The organism is Hanstruepera ponticola (genome assembly GCF_012931685.1).
Classification (GTDB): domain Bacteria; phylum Bacteroidota; class Bacteroidia; order Flavobacteriales; family Flavobacteriaceae; genus Hanstruepera; species Hanstruepera ponticola.
The window spans coordinates 16423-36873 of record NZ_JABANC010000002.1 but is presented as its reverse complement, the minus strand read 5'-3'; the positions used below and the strand labels follow the sequence as shown (position 1 = coordinate 36873).

Below are 20451 nucleotides of genomic sequence, written 5' to 3'. Positions count from 1 at the left end.
TTTAACTATCTTTAATAGACTTCAAGGTTTTTGATAAGTATAATTTCTAATAGTTAAATTATTTAATGATAATGGCTATTAACCTATTAAAATGAACAAATACGCAATTTTAGGATTATTTTTAACGGTATTTACTCAAGTATTTGCACAAGAACCTAATGACTGTGTTGATGCTATTACAGTTTGTGGTAATGGAACATTTTCTTCTAATGCCAGTGGAATTGGTAATACTCAAGAAGTATCTGGGTGTGGTGGTTTTGAACATAATTCATTGTGGCTAGAAGTTAATATTGTACAAGCAGGTACATTAGGCTTTGATTTGATACCTGATGATCCTGACATTAATGTTGATTACGATTTTTGGGTTTTTGGACCTAACAGAATTTGTTCAAATTTAGGAAGCCCTATTCGATGTGCGACTACTAACCCTAATCAAGCAGGCCTTCCAAACAATCATACTGGAATAAATGGCAGTACAACATTAACCCAAACTGGACCAGGTGCCAATGGCAATGGTTATGTATTTTGGTTAAATGTTAACGTTGGAGAAACATACTATATAGCTATTGACAGACCAGCTGGAGAGGGAGGTTTTGAACTACAGTGGACTGGAACAGCAATGGATGGTACTGGTGCTTTTCCAGCACCACCAGAACCTAATACTATTGATGATCAAATAACCTGTAGCAGTACGCCTGATATTGGTATTTTTAACTTAAATGGTCTTAGTAGTAGTATTAGTAATGATTTAGCAAATGAAACAGTTGAGTATTATGCCAATTTAGCCGATGCTACGGATGGTATTAATCAGCTGCCAGGAATTTATGCTAACACATCCAATCCGCAACAGATTTATGCTAAAGTACTATCCAGTGTTACAGATTGTTATACTTTAGTTGAATTTAACTTAATCGTTTCTGAAATACCGGATGCTATGGTATCTGTTTCTCCCACAGTTATTTGTGATGGCGAAAGTACCACATTCACCATCACGGGAACACCAAGTACTACAGTACATTATACCTTAAATGGAGGAACTACTCAAGATGTACTTTTGGATGCTAGTGGAACAGCTACCATCACCGAAAGTCCAAGTGTAAATACCACTATCGAATTAATTAATGCGCAAGTTTTGAATGCATCTGGTGATGTCATCTGTTCGCAAGCACTAACGCAAACAGAAACCGTTACAGTAAACCCATCGGTTACACCGCTATTTACACAAGTTGATCCAATTTGTAATGGTGATACTTTGAATGCCTTACCAACAACTTCAACTAATGGTGTTTCAGGAACCTGGAGTCCTGCTGTTGACAATACAGTAACAACAACATATACTTTTACACCTAACGCAGGTCAATGTGCAACAACGCAGACTATGGAAATAGTTGTAAATCCTAATGTCACCTCAACGTTTACCCAAGTTTCTCCTATTTGTAGTGGCGATACCTTATCACCATTACCAACAACTTCAAACAATGGCGTAACGGGAACCTGGAGTCCAGCGTTAGATAATACAACAACAACCACTTATACGTTTACACCAGACGCAGGACAATGTGGAACAGTTGAAACTATGGAAATCGTTGTAAATCCTGTTGTTACTTCAGCATTCACACAAGTATCACCAATTTGTAGTGGTGATGCCCTATCACAGTTGCCAACAACTTCAAACAATGGTATTTCTGGAACCTGGAGTCCTGCAATTGATAATACTACAACCACCACGTACACATTTACACCAGACGCAGGGCAATGTGGTACTGTAGAAACTATGGAAATAGTCGTAAATCCAGTTATTACACCTACTTTTACACAGGTGACACCAATTTGTAGTGGTGAAGCACTATCACCTTTACCAACAACATCTAATAATGGCATAATAGGAACATGGAGTCCTGCAATAGATAATACAACGACCACGACCTATACATTTACACCAGATGCTGGAGTTTGTGCAACAACACAAACCATGGAGATTGTCGTAAATCCTTCAACAACACCAACGTTTACTCAAATTCCACCAATTTGTAGTGGTGAGACACTTTCCCCTTTACCTACCACATCAAACAATGGTATAACTGGAAACTGGAGCCCAGCAATAAATAACACAAGTACCACAACTTATACTTTTACACCTGATGTAGGGCAATGTGCAGCAACTGAAACTATGGAAATAGTTGTAAATCCTATAGTCACACCAACTTTTACACCAGTAGATCCAATTTGCAGTGGCGAAACTTTAGCCGCTTTACCTACCACATCAAATAATGGTGTTACTGGAACTTGGAATCCTGTAATTGATAACACAGTAACTACAACGTACACATTTACACCAGACTCAGGACAATGTGCAACGGTTGAAACATTACAAATAGTAGTGAACCCATCAATTACTCCAACATTTACACAAGTGGCACCAATTTGCGAGGGAGATGCTTTATCTGCGTTGCCCACAACATCCAATAATGGTGTTACAGGAACTTGGAGTCCTGCCATAAATAATATGGCGACCACAACATACACATTTACACCAGATGCAGGTATTTGTGCTAGTGTTCAAACTATGACAATTGTAATTAATCCTCCAACAGCTCCTACCTTTACTCAAGTAGCTCCCATTTGTTTAGGTGATCCTTTGTCTGCTTTACCAACAACTTCTAATAATGGGATAATTGGTACATGGAGTCCTGCTTTGGATAATACGGTTACTACTACATATACTTTTACGCCTAACCCAGGACAATGCGCTCTTACTCAAACAATGACTATTGAAGTGAATCCGTTTCCATCAATAGTAAATCCATCACCATTGGTTTCATGTGATGATACAGTTATAGATGGTATGACCGAAATGAACTTAACGGTTAAAAATGATGAAATAACAGCAAGCAACTCGGATTATATTGTGACTTATCACAACAGTTTGCTGGCTGCTCAAAATGGTATGCCAGAAGTATCACCTTCGTCCACAGCTTATATTGGAACAGATGGCGAAGTTGTTCATGTGAGAATTGAAGATTCAAATACAGGTTGTTATGATACAACGACTTTGACTTTAAATGTAGTAACAGGTCCTTCTGTTAGCACACCTTTACCATTATATGATTGTGATCTTGATAATGATAATTTAGGAAGTTTTGATTTGTCACCAGTTAGAGATGATATTTTGGCTTCAGATCCTACGCTTGTTGTTACGTTTCATTTAACGTATCAAAATGCGTTAGATAATGTTAATCCTCAGGGAGATTCAATGTCTAATGTAGCGGGACAAATTATTTATGTAAGAGTAGATTTTGGAACTGGGCTTGGTTGTGCAACAATACTCGAGTTACAACTTATTGTTGAACCTTCTCCAATAGTGCCAACTGATATTGATCCTTATGTTGTTTGCGATGATGATTCAGATGGAACAGCTACATTCAATTTAACAACGATGGATCCAACTATTTATGGGTCTCAAAATCCGTCAGACTATATTTTGACTTATCATGAATCATTGACTGACGCTGAATCGATTCCAGGTTTAAACCCAATTATTGAACCAGATTTGTCAAATTATGTATCTGGAAATACGACAATCTATGTAAGACTTGAAGGTCTAAATGGTTGTGTTACAGTTGGGCAATTTGATTTAATTGTAAATCCACTTCCAGATATACCTGCTGAAGCTCAAGATAGTGTTTTTGAAATATGTGATGACACTAGTAATAATGATGGTTATGTTATTTTTGATTTAACGTCTCAAAATGATAATTATACAGGAGGTGATGTTACTTTGGAAGTAGATTATTATGAAACTATGGCAGATATTCCTAATAATCCTATTTCTAATGATTCTGCTTATGAAAATACATCAATTACTGGGTTGCCTCATAATCCACAAACAATATTTGTAACCGTTACTGAAACAACAAGTGGTGGAAATTGTTATGCAATAACAACATTAACATTAGTTGTAAATCCGTTACCAACACCTAACGATGTTTTACCTGATTTAATTGATTGTGATATTAACAATCCAGGTGACTTGCAAGAGGCGTTTGATCTGACTCAAAACGAAGGGCTTATGCTCAACGATTTTGATGAAACGGTCACATACCATGAGTCTATGGCAGATGCTGAATCTGGAGAGAATGCCATTACTAACGCTTCAAGTTACTCTAATATAGCAACTCCTCAAACTATTTATGTAAGAGTGACCAATACTGGTGACCCAAGTGATAGTAGTGATGACGGAACAGGTTGTTATGCCATTATAACTTTTGATTTGCTTGTAAACCCAGTTCCAATGTTTACGCCAGATGAGTTATACACTATTTGTGTTAATACCAATGGTACAGAAGTTGTTGGATCTCCAACAATAGATACAGGTTTGAGTACTACTGATTATACTTTTGAATGGATGGATCCTAATGGTGTTATTGTTAGTATAGACTCGAGTTATACAGCTGTTCAAGCAGGAACGCATATAGTAACCATATCAGATATTGATACCATGTGTTTTAGCGTGATATCCGTTGATGTTGAGGAGAGTTCTCCGCCTATAGTTGATGCAGTTGTAGTTACAGAAGCATTTGCTGATGGTAATGTCATACAAGTTACGGCTACCGGAAACGGTGCAGCTCAATATGAGTTTAGCATAGACAATGGACCATGGGTGAGCAATGACCCTAATATGAACACCTATACTTTTACTAATGTTTCACCGGGAGAGCATGTTATACAAGTGAGGGATATTTATGGATGTGGTATTGGAAGTGATGTTGTGGTAGTAATGGACTATCCATTGTTCTTTACACCAAATAACGATGGCGATAATGACACCTGGCAAATTTCAGGAATTAGTTCCCAGATGGATGCCAAGATATATATCTTTGATAGATATGGCAAGCTGCTAAAACAGTTAAGCCCATCGAGTCCAGGTTGGGATGGAACGTCAAAAGGATACCTGTTACCAACGAGTGATTATTGGTTTACGGTAGATTATAAGGAAGATGGCCAAGCGAAACAGTTTAGGTCGCATTTTACATTAAAACGATAAAAAAGCTATCTAAAAAACTAAAATTCTGTCATTCTGAATGTATTTCAGAATCTGAAACGAGTTCAGATTGACAAAAATGCAATTTTTAGTTTTTTAGACAGCCTGTTTAGGTTATTTACCTTCTTGAACGTCTTGGTCTCGAGGAACTAGTTGAGGTTCTGTTTTCGGAACGTCTTGGTTTGGGTGCACCTTCAGAACTACGTCGGCTTCTTCTATCTCCAGAATCACCACTTCTAGAGCCTGAACGTCTTTCGCCTCTTGGTTTATCATCACGTCTTCGTTTACTGCCGCCATCACGACGTCTTTTGCCACGACTTGTGCCACGACCCTTGTCCTCACTTACTTCAACATTAACAAAACGACCATCGTGTTTAAAATCTGTAAAGAAGGCAAGTACCTTTTCTTGTAACTTACTTTCAGTGGTGAAAAATGAAAAGCTTTCTTTTACATCTACTTTAAAAACATCATCACGACCTAATTCTAAAACGTCTTTTAAGAAGTCTTTCAGTTTCATCCAATCATAACCATCTTTTCTACCCACATTAATAAAATATCGGGTATTATCACCAGAATCACCTGGACGGTCACCAGATACATCACCTGAAATATTTAGGTTTTGAGATTTTTGATAATAATTAAAGAAACGCGTGAATTCAACCGAAAAGAACTTTTTGATCAGTTCATCTTTACTCGTGTCTTCGAATAATTGATTAATGCTATCTAAATATTTATCAATCTCATGATTAATTTCTGTATTGTGAATTTTATTAGCCAACGACATCAGTTGAACTTCGCAAATTTCCATACCATCTGGAATGTCTTTCTTTTCAAAGTTCTTTTTTATAATGCGCTCTATACTTTTAATTTTTCTAACCTCACTTTTCGAAACAATGACCATGGAAACACCTGTTTTGCCAGCACGACCCGTACGACCACTTCGGTGTGTATAGGTTTCAATTTCATCAGGTAATTGGTAGTTTATGACGTGTGTAATATCGTCTACATCAATTCCACGAGCAGCAACATCTGTAGCTACTAACATCTGGATTTGTTTATTTCTAAACGATTTCATTACCAAGTCACGTTGATTCTGACTTAAATCACCATGCAAGGCACCAGCGCTATAACCATCTTCGATTAATTTTTCAGCAACTTTTTGAGTATCGCGCTTTGTTCTACAGAAAATAACAGAAAAAATATCAGGATTGGCATCTGCTAATCGTTTTAAAGCAGAATAGCGATCACGAGCATTAACCAAATAATATTCATGAGATACTTGGTCACTTCCTACGTTTTTATGGCCAACTGTAATTTCTACCGGATTACTCATGAATTTTTTAGCAATGGTTGCCACTTCTTTTGGCATAGTAGCCGAGAACAACCAGGTATTTTTTTCTTCTGGAGTATGTGAAAGAATATCAGTGATATCTTCGTAGAATCCCATGTTGAGCATTTCGTCAGCTTCATCTAAAACAGCATATTCAATTTTAGAAATATCAACTAAACGACGGCTAATCATATCTTTCATACGGCCAGGTGTAGCTACAATAATTTGAGCCCCTTTCTTAACATCTCTGGCTTGTTCTGTAATGCTGGCACCACCATAAATGGCAACCACATTTAAGCCTTTGCAATACTTTCCGTATTGTTTCAATTCGTTTGTGATTTGCAAACAAAGTTCGCGAGTAGGCGAGAGGATAAGACCTTGTGTGGTACGACTATCAATTTGAATTTTCTGTAACATGGGGAAGCCAAAGGCTGCCGTTTTTCCTGTTCCTGTTTGTGCTAATGCCACCAAATCAGTGTCTTGGTCTAAAAGAATTGGAATGGCTTGTGCTTGAACGTCACTAGGGGTTTCAAAACCCATGTCAGTAATAGCTTGTAATAGGTCTTGGTTAAGACCTAGTTCTTGGAATGTGTTCATTCTTGTGTATAAGTATTCGATTATGTTATAAAGTGTTACAACAGAAGCGAATCGACATACTTAAACCTAAACTTCTTGGTAACACATCCTCACCCTGAGGAATTTGAAACAGAAATATTCTTGTGTTTCAGTCGGCAAAGATACACTTTTATTTTAGATGGTATTGTTAAGGGGTTATTATTAACTCTTTTGAGACATGGAATTAGAGTTAAGCTTATCTATCTCTAGTATAAAATTTCGTTGTGATATCATCCGCAGGATTATTCCGCCGAAATCAAGCCATTTGGTTTCTAAATTGAACATTGATTTTATCCTTTGCCAAATGAGTTATAGTTATTGTTGGCAACTGGCATTTCTACCACATTGTATTGAATATCCGTTATTTTTAATTTTAACCAAGTCCATTTACCACTCTCCAATTCCCAACTTGCTTCGCACTCAACAGGTATTTTTATTCCATTCCTTTCTTCGGTTTTGGTCGCAGTTACAGTCCATTTGGTAGGTTGGTCATTGTTTGAATCTTGGTAACGCATTGCTACGAATTTTTCAAAATTTCCGTTTATATCAAAATGAAATACGCCTGAACCTTTTGTTCCTTTGTATTCCATTGTTGCTCTGGCAGAATTGTCGTCTATAGTCTCCCATTTTATATATTTACTCATAGACGCTGAAGGAAACCAAACGATTTCCGCCAAATATCGTTGCAACGTTGCCTGATTTACCTTTTCGTCATTTTTTGCATTGGCAACTGGAATAAGTGATAGAAGCTTAATTGTCATCTCGCCTTTGCCATCTTTAAATTTGTCTCTACCTGCAACACTCAATATTGCATTCATTTCAGTATTAATATTCCAATTGAACGCTGGTGGTTGAACAGTGAAATATTGCTCTGCCGTACCATTGCTCCAACTTGTTTGTTCAGGTTTTAATTTAAGTTGTAGTTCTTGAGTTAAATAGACATTAGAAATCAATTGTTTTCCGATTATTCCGCTATTAGTCAACCATTTTTGAACAATTGGTGGTAAGTCAAGCAATGTTTCTTCGGTAAGAATTTCTTGGTTTTTGGGTTGCGAGTTTTCAAAAAGTGTTATTCGCTCTTCTTTGATCTTTTCCTTAAAGTTGAAACTAGAATATCCAATAACTGTTGCCAATAGAATAATTACGTTTGCTATAGTGCCAAATTTTGCATCGCTCCAATAGTTTATTATTAGGAGCTGGGAAAGGATTACTCCAACAATTCCGATAATCCACCAATAATTAGATTGAGCAATTAATAGAACTGCAGTGGTTGCAAATAAAACAAAGGTCAATAACCATACTAATCCAAATATCTTGCTAATAGGATGTGAAATTGCATTGAACTCGGATATGCCAAATGCTTTCAGAAATCCAAATAAATGGATAACTCCGTGTAATGCAATCAATATTGTTAAAATTATTCGCATTGTTTCTTTTGCTGTGGCTAACGGTTTTTTGTATGGCTTGTTACGGGTTTAAAATTACTAATTTTCGGTTTAGAACTGACGAAGTAAATGCGGTTATACTTTGTTGCGGTTAGTACTTTTTTCATTCACTATTTTATTTAGTCTCGGTTGAATAAACCAAATCCCGATTGGAAAGAACCAAATCATAAAAAATTCTCCAATAAAGTCGCTAAAAGTAACGTTCCGTTCCAATTCGGTCGTTTTTATTGTTTTCGAAACAAAATACAATAAATAGAACATACAAAACATTGAAAATAAATGCATTGGAATAACAATAAATAGCATCTTTCCGACAATTCCTCCCACAGCATTATTACCAGATGAAATTCCATAAAATGTTGTTCCGATAATCGTTAAGAAGAAGAGAATATAAATCAAAGGAATAAAAAAGAATATTTTGAATTTTTTAGTTTTCATATTTATGTCATTCGGAATGTATTTCTGCAATCCAATTCCAATTGACCAAAACCAACCAAAAAACAGTCCAACATAAAGTAACATTATGATTGGGAATATTTTCATCATATTCAGCATTCCTGTTGGGTCAGGATTTCCGTTTCCATCAATATTCACAAACATTGATGTCATAGCGATTATTTGTAATAAAATAGGTATTCCAAACATTAGGGTAAATAACTGCCAATGTTTAGCATTTAGAAACTTATTTATCATTCAATTTGTGGGTTTTTCAGTATTAATGGCAACGCTTTTGTGTATGATTAGTGGCGTGTTTAAGCACCTAATTTAGCAAATAAAAACCGAATAGAAAATTGCTTCGCCAGTTCGCGGCACTCGTGTCGCGAGGATTTTCGTAAGTAGGCTAGAACTAGCAATAAATTATATACGTTGTTATGTGCTGGCTTTTATTCATTTTCTGTTTTAAATTCAATCAAATACGGTTTTAATGGAATCCAATCTGTTGTTCTAAAATTGTTATGTAATAAGATTTGATACTGTTTATTAGGTTCTAAATGCACAGGAATTGTATAAGATTTATTGTCTTCTGACCAATATCTACCAACTACGGTATTTTTTGGGAAATAGTCCTTGCCTAAAGGCCCAAATTCTATTCCTGTACTAGTACCATTTAATGGCTCTGAAAATTCTACCGTGATTTGGTTGATTTTTGGATTTACATTTTCATTTTTGTTTTCAAATTGCTTTATTCCTATTACAGTAGGTCTTTCATTCTCAAAATTTTGATAAAGTTCATCAAGCGATGCTGAAAAAAAACTTGTGGAATGTACGAATTCCTCAATTTCGGTTTCGTTGTTAAAATCTAATTCGATAAGCTTTTTGATGGCTTCTTTCTTATTTTCTGCTTGTTCATAAAAGTTTTCTGCCATTTGATACCCTATGTAATATATTAAATCTCGCACTCCAAATTCATTAGATGTACCACTGCTCCATAACCATTTGAATCTATTGTTGGTATAGAACATTTCTTGTTCAAATTTTTCTCTAACACTATCTGCGTTTTTCTTCCCAAATTCAATAGCAGGTGCAGCAGAAGGAACACCCATTGCTTTTACAGAAACAAATTCTGCAACACCTTCGTAAATTGCCAAAGAAAGTAAGTTGTGAACCATTGGTTTCTGTTGTGTATGGACATATTCATGAATGTTCAATAGAACCAAATTATCAATGGGACTACTATCAAAAAATGTTCGTCTATCTTCTCGCTCTTCTTTAGGAAATTCAGTTGAAATTGTGTGCTTATCTGCCATTGCCAATTCGCTACCTATTAGTACTAAACTGTCTAATGTGGTTCCATTTGTTCTAAATGCTCCAATTGTAAAATAGATTTTTGCAGGTTTTAGATCAGGATAAATGTTCCTAAATTTTTCAATTCCATCTTGTAATTCAGAACCAAACTGGTTGGCTTTTAAAGTGTTTTCTCTAATTGAAGTCCAGAATTTGGGATAGTTGTTAATAGAGCGTAAGTAATCTTGTGCTGTATAATTTCTTACTTGTTTGATAGCTTTTAATCCTTCTGTCCCTTTTTTAAAGTACAGGCTGTCGAGATATTGGTATTGCAAAGTTGAATCTTGAGTCGATGTGATTTTGTCATAGGCTTCCCAAAAGTTATTAATGTCTGTTGTTACAATGTTTTTATAGCCATTTTTTTCTGTTTGACAACTCACTAAAATCATTACTATTGTCAGTAAACCCAAAAGTTTTTTCATGTTTATTTCAGTGTTTTATTCAGCTTGCACATAACGTTGATGTATAAGGAAAGTTGCGTGTTTGTGTGCGAGGATTTTCCGAAGGAAAATCAGAGGCTAGCAAACGAGCAACTAACTTTGGTTTAGCTAAAACTAGCAATTTTTTTTATACATTGTTGTGTGTAGTTTTTATTTTTTTCACGTTTATATATTCAATCAACTTTCCGCCAATAAAAACAAATAATGCAATAATTCCAGAAAATATAAACCCAGTTATAAAAGAAAAATTCCTTCCTGTATCAGAGGTCAATTTCCGCATCGCTTCTTTTTGTTCAGACGTTATTTCTTCTCCACTAAAGAATCCATCTTTATTTAGGTCAAATTCATTCAAAGTAAATTGAGCATTCAAGTCAGAATAAGTTGCTCCTCCAACAACAAGAAGATAAATTCCGAAAAATACTGCTGTACTTATCCAAAAGCATTTCCATTTACCACTCGCAAACAATTTCTTTCTTTTTAGAAATATTATTCCTAAAATCAGAATCGAAATCAGACTTGGAATTATTAAATGATATGGTAAACTTATTTCGTTCATTTAATTCGCGTTCGGTTTGGTAAATTACACACAACGGGTTTGTATAACGATTGTGGCGGACAGGCGGCTGAATCGGAAAGACCGACCATGCGTTAAGCGTGGTGCGGGCAGCAGCGGAGCTGCGTGAGATTCAGATAGCGCAACGGCGCCGCGATCGAAATTTTATCAGAAGCAATTTACGTAAAAATTGTAGGACAAAACATTCAATTAACCATATACCGCTATAAGCGTTATGCGTTGTTATATGCTGGCAATTAATTCGAAATAATCTTTTTCCGTAAAAAGAACATCAAATTCCAAATGAGAGCCCCAATTCCCAGCAGAATAAATATGATAACATGAGATATGCAATAATAAGTATCATGAATATTTAAAACAAAGCATCCAAAAAGTTCGGATTCAGAAACTGAATTAATCAGTATAATAGCAAGAATTAAATTGAAAATTGCAATTATAATCAGAATTGAATAATATAAAAGTTTGTTCATTTCTTGGCTTGCATATAACGTGTTTGTGTATGATTAGTTGCGTGGTTAAGCAACTAATTTAGCAAATAAAAACCGAATAGAAAATCCGCGAGGATTTTCGTAAGTAGGCTAGAACTAGCAATTGATTATACACGTTGTTACCACACGTTTTTATCCTCGAATATTTATTTCAGTCAGCTTGTTTTTCGTATTTAATACCGCAACAATTTCGTGTTCCCAAAATAAATCTCCATCATCGAAAATCAATTCCGAATTTCCTTCGCCAAAAAAAGATATTGAAGTCAGTTTAATTCGTTTTATAAATTCACTTTCTGATAATTCAGATTCGTTTTCTTCAAGCCAATTTTCGTTTTTTAGAGTAAGTAACTTTTTAGTAATTCCGTTTTTAATTCCACTTTCATTATCCGCAATCCAATTCAAATTCCGATTCATTTGGTCAATGAATTTATCTTCATTTAATTCAATTTCACTTGGGTCGTAAGTTATTTTTATATTATTCCCGAAAAGCGATAAAGTAGCTGTGTTAGTTATCAGTTTTGACTTTCCAGTATAACTATCTTTCTTTTTTGCTTGCGGAAACTTTTCAAAAAAATCTCCACTTAATTTTACAGAAAGAACTTCAAAATCTTCACTTTCAGTTTTAAAGTCAGATTTTGATAAATTAATATTTCCTTTTTTCTTGAATCTTGAAAATATTCCCATAGGTTTTTCTCAAATGTGTGGTAACGTATTTGTGTATGGTTTCGTTGCGGAATGGTTCGGCAAAACTATTCCGCCGTAAACCAAACATTGCAAACACGCAGGAATTTCCGAGAGGAAATTCCGCCGCAATGAACTATAGCCATTGTTGCCATTTCGATGTATTTTTGTCATTAATTCAGTCCAAATGTTGATTTATTGATATAAAACATATCTTGGCGGTTTTAATCCGTTTAGTCGCATGTAAACAAGCATTTGTCCTCTATGGTGAGTTATGTGGTCGGCAAGTAATAACAAAATTTGTCTTTTCGTTCTGTCCGCCCCAAAATAGTCCAATCTTTCTTCAAGTTTATTTGGGTCGAAATTTGAGATAAATTCTATTGTTTTGTCAAAAGTCTCGCTGATTTTAACAATCATTTTCTTTTTCGATTTGTTGTCCGTTTTGAGTTCCGTGTCCGTATTCCAATCTCTCGCTTCACGTCCGCCCATTAATGATTGACTGTGCCAATCCATTGCCCAACCAATATGCATTAAATTTTCCGCAAAACTCATTGATTCAGGCGTTGCTTTGAATTCATATTTATCTTGTGGCATTGTTTCCGCTACAAGAATTAAGTATTCTTTCGATTTTTCTAATCGTTCCAAATATTCTTTGATGAAGTCATTTTCTTGAGCAAAAATCGGCTGTGAAAATGAAGACAAAAACATTACCGAAGTCAGAATTAATAGATATTTTATGTTTTTCATTTGGTTCAATTTATTATTTCCGTTGAGTTTGTTCACAATGAATGGCAACGGTTTTGTGTATGATTTCGTTGCGTGTTTAAGCACTAAAGTTAGCAAATAAATCACAGATAGAAAGTCCGCGAGGACTTTCGTAAGTAGGCTAGAACTAGCAATGAATTATACACGGTGTTACCCATAGGCTTTTTTATTTTAATTGGAAATGAATATGGTCATCGTGTCGAACAGCTTGACAACCGTGAAACCTTACTTTTCCGTTTGTTAAATTCAGTCGTTTTTTTAAATGTGGTTCAATAAATAATTTTCCGATGCTGTTTTGACGTAAAATCAAATTCGCTAATTCACGAGTTCCCTTTTCGGAAAATTCAATTTCTTTGTTGATAGTTCCTAAAGTCAAATACTTCGGGAAATCATATTGCCAATTCCCACGTTGTTTGCAATCTGCATTTTGGTCATATTCGGTTGCAGTTGGTTTTTCGTAAACTCCATATCCGCTTACTGATGGTTTTTTATTGGTCAATTGTCCATTTGGCTCCTCGTAAATCAGGGAAACGTCAACTTTCTTTCCGTCGTTGTGGCTTAAATGTGGTAAAAGAGGAAACCTGTCTATGAATGGGAAATTTGCGTCCAAATAAATCAATTTCAATCCATAATTGAATTTTTGTAAATCCAGAGAAATATTTTGAAGAGTAGAATTCAGTTCTGGTCTTACGTAATTCCGATTTGCAAGTTTATAGAAGAACGAATGAGCTTTTATAAATTCCGTTTCTTTAATTTTTTCACGTCCGAAAATTGGTGCAACATTTGGGACAATCAAAAAAGTAGCTGATAAGTAAAGCCCCGCAAAAATTCCAATTCGTTTCAGTCGTCTTTTTTTTGATGTCCGTTTTATTAATAAAACAGCAATTAAATAAATAATTCCGCCGATTTGGGTAACAATTGTTAAAAGAACGATGATTATGATGTGAAGCAGTATTCTCAATGGTCAGTTTAGCTTATGGGTAACTTGTTATATAATAACAAATATAACTGTTTAACAGTTTTATTTTCCGGATATCATAACTTTTTGTTTCCTTTTGCGTATTGTGTTATTGCATTTGTCCGTTAAGCCATAGTATCTGCCCGTTATGACATAGTATCCGTCCGTTAAGGCATAGTATCCGTCCGTTGAGGCATAGTATCTGTCCGTTATGGCATAGTATCCGTCCGTTATGGCGTTGTCACCGTTATATTATGTGTTGTCACCGTTTACAATGGCGTCGTCACCGTGTACAATGCCTCCGTCACTGTGTACAATGCTGTCGTCACCGAGTACATTGATGTTGTCGCAGCCTTATTGTGCGTTGTAACTGTTTACACTACCGCAGTAACTGTATTTTGCAACGAACGATATAATACTTGTACTCATTTATTATTAGTTGTGATAGGCTGTATTATGTGCTAAAGTTCCACCACATGAGCTACAATTTCCGGCAGATCCTGCACCACCTGCACAACCGTTTCCACACGTGTAATGCCATACGCCAGCCGAATTTTGACTTGGTTCAGGCGTTGGTGTAGCTGCGGGATTAGTTGGTGTAGTAGCTGGTGTATTGGCAGTGTTATTGTTGTTAGAATGGTACGCTTGGTTATGTGCTAAAGCGTTTCCACATGTCGCGCAATTACCAGCTGCTGCGGCTCCTCCTGCACAACCGTTGCTACAAGTATAGTGATAAACACCTGATACATTTTGAGCAGTTGTGGTTTTCTGTTGGTTTTGCGCGTCGAATACTTGTAAGGGTTGTAATTCAGAATTTTCTGTTGTAGTAGTAGCCTCTGGTGTTTCGGCTTTATCTTTACAAGAGGATAACAACAGTGTTGAACTTGCTAATAGTATTGTAAGTATTTTAAAATATTTCATGATAGTGTATTTTAGGTGCCTAAATATAAGATTAATTTTTGCAATAGGTAAAAAGTTTGGGTTCTTCGGTAAAAATCATAGAGCATTTAAAAAGTTGACTAATTGTTTGACTGCCTTACCACGATGACCAATCTTGTTTTTTTCTTCAAGTGTCATTTGAGCAAAGGTTTTATTGAAGCCTTCGGCTTTAAATATAGGATCATAACCAAAGCCTTCTTTACCTGACTTTCTTAAAGTAATTTCACCTTTACAAATCCCAGTGAAGGTTTGTATTTGTCCGTTGAGATGTAAAGCTATGACAGTTTTAAATTGCGCATTCCTGTTGTTTGAACCTTGAAGTGCAGTGAGAAGTTTATTTATGTTGTCATCAGCATTTCGCTGTTCACCTGCATAACGCGCTGAAAACACGCCTGGTTCACCATTTAAAGCTTCAACTTCCAGACCTGTATCATCTGCAAAACAGTCATAACCATACTGTTTTTTTATGTATTCGGCTTTTTGAATGGCATTGCCTTCAATGGTGTTTTGGGTTTCTGGAATATCTTCTAAACAGTTAATATCTTTTAAGCTTAATAGTGCTATGTGATCTGGAATTAGTTTTTCAACTTCTTTGAGTTTATTTAAATTATTGGTAGCGAAAACAAGTTGCATATTAGTTGAATTAATGTAATTTTAGCTTTTAACAAGATTGATAAAATAAAACGTATCAAATTTAGTTGTTTAAAGTTACATGATTCAAAGAATTTCGTTACTTATTGTTTTTTTATTTGTCGCATTTATTGGGCAAGCACAAGAAGAAGAAAAAAAAAGCTCATCTGGTTTTTTTAAAATAATAGATTCGCTATTTATAGATCATGATTTAAGTAATTATTCTGCTCGTATATTTTCAAACTATAAAGTGAAGCAATTTCGCATTTTAAACGATGATTACAGGTCTCGTTATGTGCCAAACAATAAGTCTGGTGTAGGGTTTGGTGTGGCTAATAGTAAGTTGCTGATTGATATTGCATTCAATATTAAATCAGGAAATAAACAGGCCACTGACAGGTTTGATGCGCAGGGGAGTTTAATTATTGGAAAGCATAATTACGTTAGTTTTTATCTGCAAACTTATAATGGGTTCAATATTCGTAATAATTTTGATGAGCCAGATGTTTTTAGGAAAGATATAAAGTCGTCAACCGTTGGTTTTAACTACCTCTATACATTTTCAGAAATTGAATTTTCGTATGCACTGCTAAAAGCTGGATTACCAACCAAAAGAAAGAAGGTGCATATTTCTGGAGGAGTGGGAACGTTTGCTGTGTTTGATTCATTTAAATCAGATGGTAATATTTTGACAGAAAACGGTGAGCAATATTTTAATGATGAAGCCGCAATTGAGAAATACAGTGGTAGAGCGGTTGGGATACTGGGAGGTTTTTTGTCACAGTTTGTAATTACTGATAGATTTATTGCAACCTGCAATTTAATGCCTGGAATAGCATTGATGAACAAAAAGGTACAGTTAGAGAATGGTAGCTACAGACCATCGAACCCTATGTTGTATAAACTTGATGTTTCTTTAGCATTAGCTTATAATGTAAAAAGATTTTATGTTAATCTAATTTATGGAACAGGAATCTATTCAACCAATTTAGATTTTGATAATAAATACTTATTTAATTTATCCATGGGCAAATTGGCTATAGGGTATAAATTGAAAGTGAAAAAATAATTCATAATTAATTGATAAATCAATGCTAACCAAACTCGGCGAAAAATTCACGCATTTGTTTTTAAAGTATATGCCAGATGCTTTTGTATTTGCTATTCTTTTAACAATCATAACTGGCGTCACGTCATTTTTTTGGTTAGAGGCCAATCCACTTGACATAATTGTTGCTTGGTACGACGGTTTTTTTGATTTGTTAGCCTTTGGAATGCAAATAGTATTAATTGTGATCACAGGCTTTTGTATCGCATTGTCTCCGGTAATAAATAATGGCATTGATAAACTAACCAACTTTATTAAAACACCCAGACAGGTTTATTTTTTTGTACTTGTTATTGGTTCGTTATTAACATTAGTCAGTTTTGGTTGGGTAGTTATTACCTGCGTATTAGCTAGAGAATTAGCGTTACGTGTAAAAGGTGTTAATTACCCCTTTTTAATTGCGTGTGTTTATTTTTCTAATGGTAGTTGGGTAACCGGCTTATCTAGCTCTATCCCATTGTTATTAAATACTCAAGACAATTATTTAATTAATGCAGGGATATTAAATACAACCATTCCTACATCATACACCTTGGGCTCTACACTAAATATAGCCATGATAATCTTGATTGTAGTTATTGCTCCGATTTTGTTTTTAATGTTTATGCCAAAAACTAAAAAGCCAAAAGAACTAAAAGATTTAATTCATTCTAATAATCAATTTGACGAATGTACAATTAAGCAAGAAGCTGAAAGTTATAAGCTTCCTATAAAAGCAGTTTCTGATACCTTGAATAACAGCATGATATTACAATATCTAATTGTTGTTATGGGCTTTGTTTATATAGTCTATCATTTCGTCAATAAGGGGTTTAGTTTAGATTTTAATATTATGATTTTCATTTTTATTATTATTGGATTGCTTTTGCATAAAACACCCATGCGCTATGTTGTTGCTATGAAGCGTTCTAGTAAGAACATATCTGGTATTTTATTTCAATATCCATTTTATGCTGGCATTATGGGGATTATGTTATATACAGGTTTGGGAAATAAACTTGCAGAAATTTTTGCAACTGTTGCCACCATAGATAATTACCCTTTTTATGCTTATCTCACTGGCGGATTTGTAAATTTTGCAATTCCTTCGGCTGGAGGAGAATTTGCAGTAGTGGCACCTAGTATTATTAATGCAGTAAAAGAAATAGGTTCTGGGTTACAGCCCAATGAAATTACAGCTATGATTTCTAGAGCTTCGTTATCTGTTGCCTATGGAGAAAGTTTAAGTAATTTGCTTCAGCCTTTTTTCTTATTGCTTGTTTTTCCAATTATGGGAGCTGGTGTTAATTTACAAGCTAGAGATGTTATGGGTTATTTAGTTTTACCATTTTTAACATTTTTTGTAATTCAATCACTTATGGTCATGTATATTCCTCTTTAATAAATAATTGTATATCTTTATGGGAATCAACCAACTACATTATGCCTGACTTTCAATCACCAATTGAAGCTTTTCTATACTGGGAAGCAAAAGCGCCTCAAAATATTTTTCTTAAACAACCACTTAATGGCACAATAAAAACCCATACTTATGCCGAAGCAGGTATTGAAGCCAGAAAGATTGCTTCTGCATTACTTGCTTTTGGTTTACCTGAAAAAAGTCATGTAGCATTACTATCCAAAAATTGTTCGCATTGGGTCATTGCTGATATAGCCATTATGATGGCAGGTTTTGTATCAATACCTATTTATCCTACTTTAAATGATAAATCCATCCAACAAATTTTAGAACACAGCGAATCAAAAGCCATTATTGTTGGTAAACTAGACGACTTTAACTCCCAAAAATCTGGTATTCCTAATATGCCTATTATTTCAGTAGGATTATATGGTGGGCATGATCGAAATAACTGGGAGAAGTTACTAGAAGCTCATCAACCACTTCAGGATGTAAATATTCCAAAGCGTGATGATCTACATACCATTATTTATACGTCTGGCACAACAGGAAACCCTAAAGGGGTTATGCACACAGTCAATAATTTTGCCGTGAGCTCAAACACTTTCAAAAAAGTCATGAAACTTCCGCAACATGTGCGACTGTTTTCATACTTACCATTGGCGCATGTTGCAGAAAGAGCACTTTGCAATGCAGGATTGACTTTAGGAGCATCAATTTCTTTTTTTGATACAATGGATACCTATGCTAAAGATCTAGAAGATACCCAACCACATGTATTTTTTGCAGTACCCAGAATATGGACAAAATTCAGGGAAAAAATATTGGATTCCATGCCTCAAAAGAAATTAAGTATGTTGTTAAGTATTCCTATTTTAAATTCTATTGTTAAGAAAAAGCTTAAAAAGAAATTGGGATTAAATGAAGCTATATTCATTGTATCAGCTGCCGCACCTATTGCATCAAGTTTGGTTAAGTGGTATAAAAAACTGGGAATTACCATTCATCAAGGTTATGGTATGACTGAAGATTGTTGTGTATCACATTTTAATGTTCCTGGTGAAAGTAAAATTGGCACAGTTGGCAAAACTTTAATAGGAGCGAAAGCAAAATTATCGGCTGAAGGAGAGATTTGCATAAAAAATAATTGCTTAATGATTGGTTATTATAAATCACCAGAAGCTACTGCCGAAATTTTTGATGAAGAAGGTTATTTAAAAACTGGTGATATTGGTGAGTTTGATCACGATGGCTTTTTAACTATTACTGGCCGAGTAAAAGATCAATTTAAAACAGACAAAGGAAAGTATATTTCGCCTTCACATATGGAGCTTTTAATGTCTGCTAATACAGATATTGAGCAAATTTGTATTGTTGGAACCGGAATTCCTCAACCTATAGCATTGGTAACTTTGTCTGAACTAGGTAAACTAAAATCCCATGAGCAATTAATAGCTAGTCTTGTTGAAACTGTTGAATCAATGAATCCAACACTTGAAAAGCATGAAAAAATAGAGAAAGTAATTGTTATGAAAGAAGACTGGAATGTGGACAACGGATTAACTACACCAAGTCTAAAAGTAAAGCGCAATGCTATTGAAAAAATCCATCAGGAATTTTATAAACAATGGTTTGAAAGTTCTGAAAGCGTAATTTTTGAATAAATGAAGATTGTTTGTTTAGGAGATAGCCTGACTGAAACCTATGGAATTGACCAGAAAAAGGGTTGGGTAAACTTGTTGAGAAAAGAATTAAATGCTGAAACCATAAATGCTGGAATTTGTGGTGACACTACAAATGGTATGTTGGCACGATGCGAACAGTTAATCTTCAAGCATAAACCAAGTCATCTCATTATACTGGGAGGAACTAATGATTTATGGTATGGTCTTAAAAAAGCGTATATTATTTCTAATTTACAAGCTATTACAAGTCAAGCGAAATATCATGAGGTTGTTCCTGTAATAGGTTTGCCTACGCTGTCATACAATTTAGAAGAATTGAATACTGCACAAGAAAACTATTCAGAATCAATCAATAGTTTTAGGAAAGCCCTATTACAATACTGTATAAATCAGGATAAAATTTGTATTGATTTTTCTAAAAACATGGAAAAAGAACATTTTTTAGAAGATGGGTTGCACCCAAATGAGTTGGGCCAGAAAATAATGTTTCAAAACGCATTGACTGTGTTAAAAATGATTAAATAAATATGACAAAAGTCATTAGAGATTAAAGGAATCTGCAGTAATT

The 20451-nt window shown here is 34.9% G+C and carries 15 protein-coding genes; 5 read left to right on the top strand and 10 right to left on the bottom strand.

Annotation, left to right across the window (positions count from 1 at the left end; translation table 11 throughout):
- Positions 1 to 91: 91 nt before the first annotated feature.
- Positions 92 to 5044: a T9SS type B sorting domain-containing protein gene (locus HGK31_RS05990; RefSeq protein ID WP_191858946.1), complete on the top strand. Its 4953-nt coding sequence runs from the start codon at positions 92 to 94 to the stop codon at positions 5042 to 5044.
- Positions 5045 to 5159: 115 nt separating this feature from the next.
- Here the strand turns inward: HGK31_RS05990 and HGK31_RS05985 are convergent, their stop codons facing one another.
- The 10 genes from HGK31_RS05985 to HGK31_RS05940 all read right to left on the bottom strand — a co-directional run bounded on the left by HGK31_RS05985 (position 5160) and on the right by HGK31_RS05940 (position 15694).
- The gene (locus HGK31_RS05985) at positions 5160 to 6968 is read right to left on the bottom strand and encodes a DEAD/DEAH box helicase (RefSeq protein ID WP_191858945.1); all 1809 of its coding nucleotides are present in this window, start codon (positions 6966 to 6968) and stop codon (positions 5160 to 5162) included.
- A 308-nt stretch (positions 6969 to 7276) separates the two neighbouring features.
- Positions 7277 to 8413, bottom strand: a complete 1137-nt coding sequence (locus HGK31_RS05980; RefSeq protein ID WP_191858944.1) for a ferric reductase-like transmembrane domain-containing protein — start codon at positions 8411 to 8413, stop codon at positions 7277 to 7279.
- Positions 8414 to 8506: 93 nt separating this feature from the next.
- Positions 8507 to 9124 carry a hypothetical protein gene (locus tag HGK31_RS05975; protein WP_191858943.1) on the bottom strand — a complete coding sequence of 206 codons (618 nt, stop codon included), beginning with the start codon at positions 9122 to 9124 and terminating at the stop codon, positions 8507 to 8509.
- Between the two features lie 191 nt (positions 9125 to 9315).
- A complete protein-coding gene (locus HGK31_RS05970; RefSeq protein ID WP_191858942.1) occupies positions 9316 to 10638 on the bottom strand; it encodes a gliding motility protein GldB-related protein in 1323 nt (440 codons plus the stop codon).
- A gap of 145 nt (positions 10639 to 10783) precedes the next feature.
- Positions 10784 to 11212 carry a hypothetical protein gene (locus tag HGK31_RS05965; protein ID WP_191858941.1) on the bottom strand — a complete coding sequence of 143 codons (429 nt, stop codon included), beginning with the start codon at positions 11210 to 11212 and terminating at the stop codon, positions 10784 to 10786.
- Between the two features lie 638 nt (positions 11213 to 11850).
- Positions 11851 to 12402, bottom strand: a complete 552-nt coding sequence (locus HGK31_RS05960) for a DUF2262 domain-containing protein (RefSeq protein ID WP_191858940.1) — start codon at positions 12400 to 12402, stop codon at positions 11851 to 11853.
- A 192-nt stretch (positions 12403 to 12594) separates the two neighbouring features.
- Positions 12595 to 13146 (bottom strand): DinB family protein, encoded by a 552-nt coding sequence (locus HGK31_RS05955; RefSeq protein WP_191858939.1) that lies wholly within the window; start codon positions 13144 to 13146, stop codon positions 12595 to 12597.
- Positions 13147 to 13330: 184 nt separating this feature from the next.
- Positions 13331 to 14125 (bottom strand): hypothetical protein, encoded by a 795-nt coding sequence (locus HGK31_RS05950; RefSeq protein ID WP_191858938.1) that lies wholly within the window; start codon positions 14123 to 14125, stop codon positions 13331 to 13333.
- A 432-nt stretch (positions 14126 to 14557) separates the two neighbouring features.
- Positions 14558 to 15043: a hypothetical protein gene (locus HGK31_RS05945; RefSeq protein ID WP_191858937.1), complete on the bottom strand. Its 486-nt coding sequence runs from the start codon at positions 15041 to 15043 to the stop codon at positions 14558 to 14560.
- Positions 15044 to 15118: 75 nt separating this feature from the next.
- Positions 15119 to 15694, bottom strand: a complete 576-nt coding sequence (locus HGK31_RS05940) for a non-canonical purine NTP diphosphatase (RefSeq protein WP_191858936.1) — start codon at positions 15692 to 15694, stop codon at positions 15119 to 15121.
- 79 nt (positions 15695 to 15773) lie between these two features.
- Between HGK31_RS05940 and HGK31_RS05935 the strand changes: the two genes are divergently transcribed.
- From HGK31_RS05935 to HGK31_RS05920, 4 genes are read left to right on the top strand one after another with little or no spacing between them, the layout of a single operon-like run.
- Positions 15774 to 16760, top strand: a complete 987-nt coding sequence (locus HGK31_RS05935; protein ID WP_191858935.1) for a DUF4421 family protein — start codon at positions 15774 to 15776, stop codon at positions 16758 to 16760.
- A 22-nt stretch (positions 16761 to 16782) separates the two neighbouring features.
- Positions 16783 to 18180, top strand: coding sequence for a short-chain fatty acid transporter (locus HGK31_RS05930; protein ID WP_191858934.1), 1398 nt, complete (start codon positions 16783 to 16785; stop codon positions 18178 to 18180).
- Positions 18181 to 18221: 41 nt separating this feature from the next.
- On the top strand, positions 18222 to 19862 hold the full coding sequence (locus tag HGK31_RS05925) for an AMP-binding protein (protein WP_191858933.1): 1641 nt from the start codon (positions 18222 to 18224) through the stop codon (positions 19860 to 19862).
- Positions 19863 to 20408 (top strand): GDSL-type esterase/lipase family protein, encoded by a 546-nt coding sequence (locus HGK31_RS05920; protein WP_191858932.1) that lies wholly within the window; start codon positions 19863 to 19865, stop codon positions 20406 to 20408. It begins immediately after the preceding gene.
- Positions 20409 to 20451: the final 43 nt, after the last annotated feature.

Bases quoted from the DNA above. Each gene is read 5' to 3' on its own strand.
- HGK31_RS05945 (WP_191858937.1), bottom strand. From the start codon at position 15,043: ATGAAATATTTTAAAATACTTACAATACTATTAGCAAGTTCAACACTG.
- HGK31_RS05960 (WP_191858940.1), bottom strand. From the start codon at position 12,402: ATGGGAATATTTTCAAGATTCAAGAAAAAAGGAAATATTAATTTATCA.
- HGK31_RS05935 (WP_191858935.1), top strand. From the start codon at position 15,774: ATGATTCAAAGAATTTCGTTACTTATTGTTTTTTTATTTGTCGCATTT.
- HGK31_RS05955 (WP_191858939.1), bottom strand. From the start codon at position 13,146: ATGAAAAACATAAAATATCTATTAATTCTGACTTCGGTAATGTTTTTG.
- HGK31_RS05965 (WP_191858941.1), bottom strand. From the start codon at position 11,212: ATGAACGAAATAAGTTTACCATATCATTTAATAATTCCAAGTCTGATT.
- HGK31_RS05930 (WP_191858934.1), top strand. From the start codon at position 16,783: ATGCTAACCAAACTCGGCGAAAAATTCACGCATTTGTTTTTAAAGTAT.
- HGK31_RS05920 (WP_191858932.1), top strand. From the start codon at position 19,863: ATGAAGATTGTTTGTTTAGGAGATAGCCTGACTGAAACCTATGGAATT.
- HGK31_RS05925 (WP_191858933.1), top strand. From the start codon at position 18,222: ATGCCTGACTTTCAATCACCAATTGAAGCTTTTCTATACTGGGAAGCA.
- HGK31_RS05975 (WP_191858943.1), bottom strand. From the start codon at position 9,124: ATGATAAATAAGTTTCTAAATGCTAAACATTGGCAGTTATTTACCCTA.
- HGK31_RS05990 (WP_191858946.1), top strand. From the start codon at position 92: ATGAACAAATACGCAATTTTAGGATTATTTTTAACGGTATTTACTCAA.
- HGK31_RS05940 (WP_191858936.1), bottom strand. From the start codon at position 15,694: ATGCAACTTGTTTTCGCTACCAATAATTTAAATAAACTCAAAGAAGTT.
- HGK31_RS05980 (WP_191858944.1), bottom strand. From the start codon at position 8,413: ATGCGAATAATTTTAACAATATTGATTGCATTACACGGAGTTATCCAT.
- HGK31_RS05985 (WP_191858945.1), bottom strand. From the start codon at position 6,968: ATGAACACATTCCAAGAACTAGGTCTTAACCAAGACCTATTACAAGCT.
- HGK31_RS05970 (WP_191858942.1), bottom strand. From the start codon at position 10,638: ATGAAAAAACTTTTGGGTTTACTGACAATAGTAATGATTTTAGTGAGT.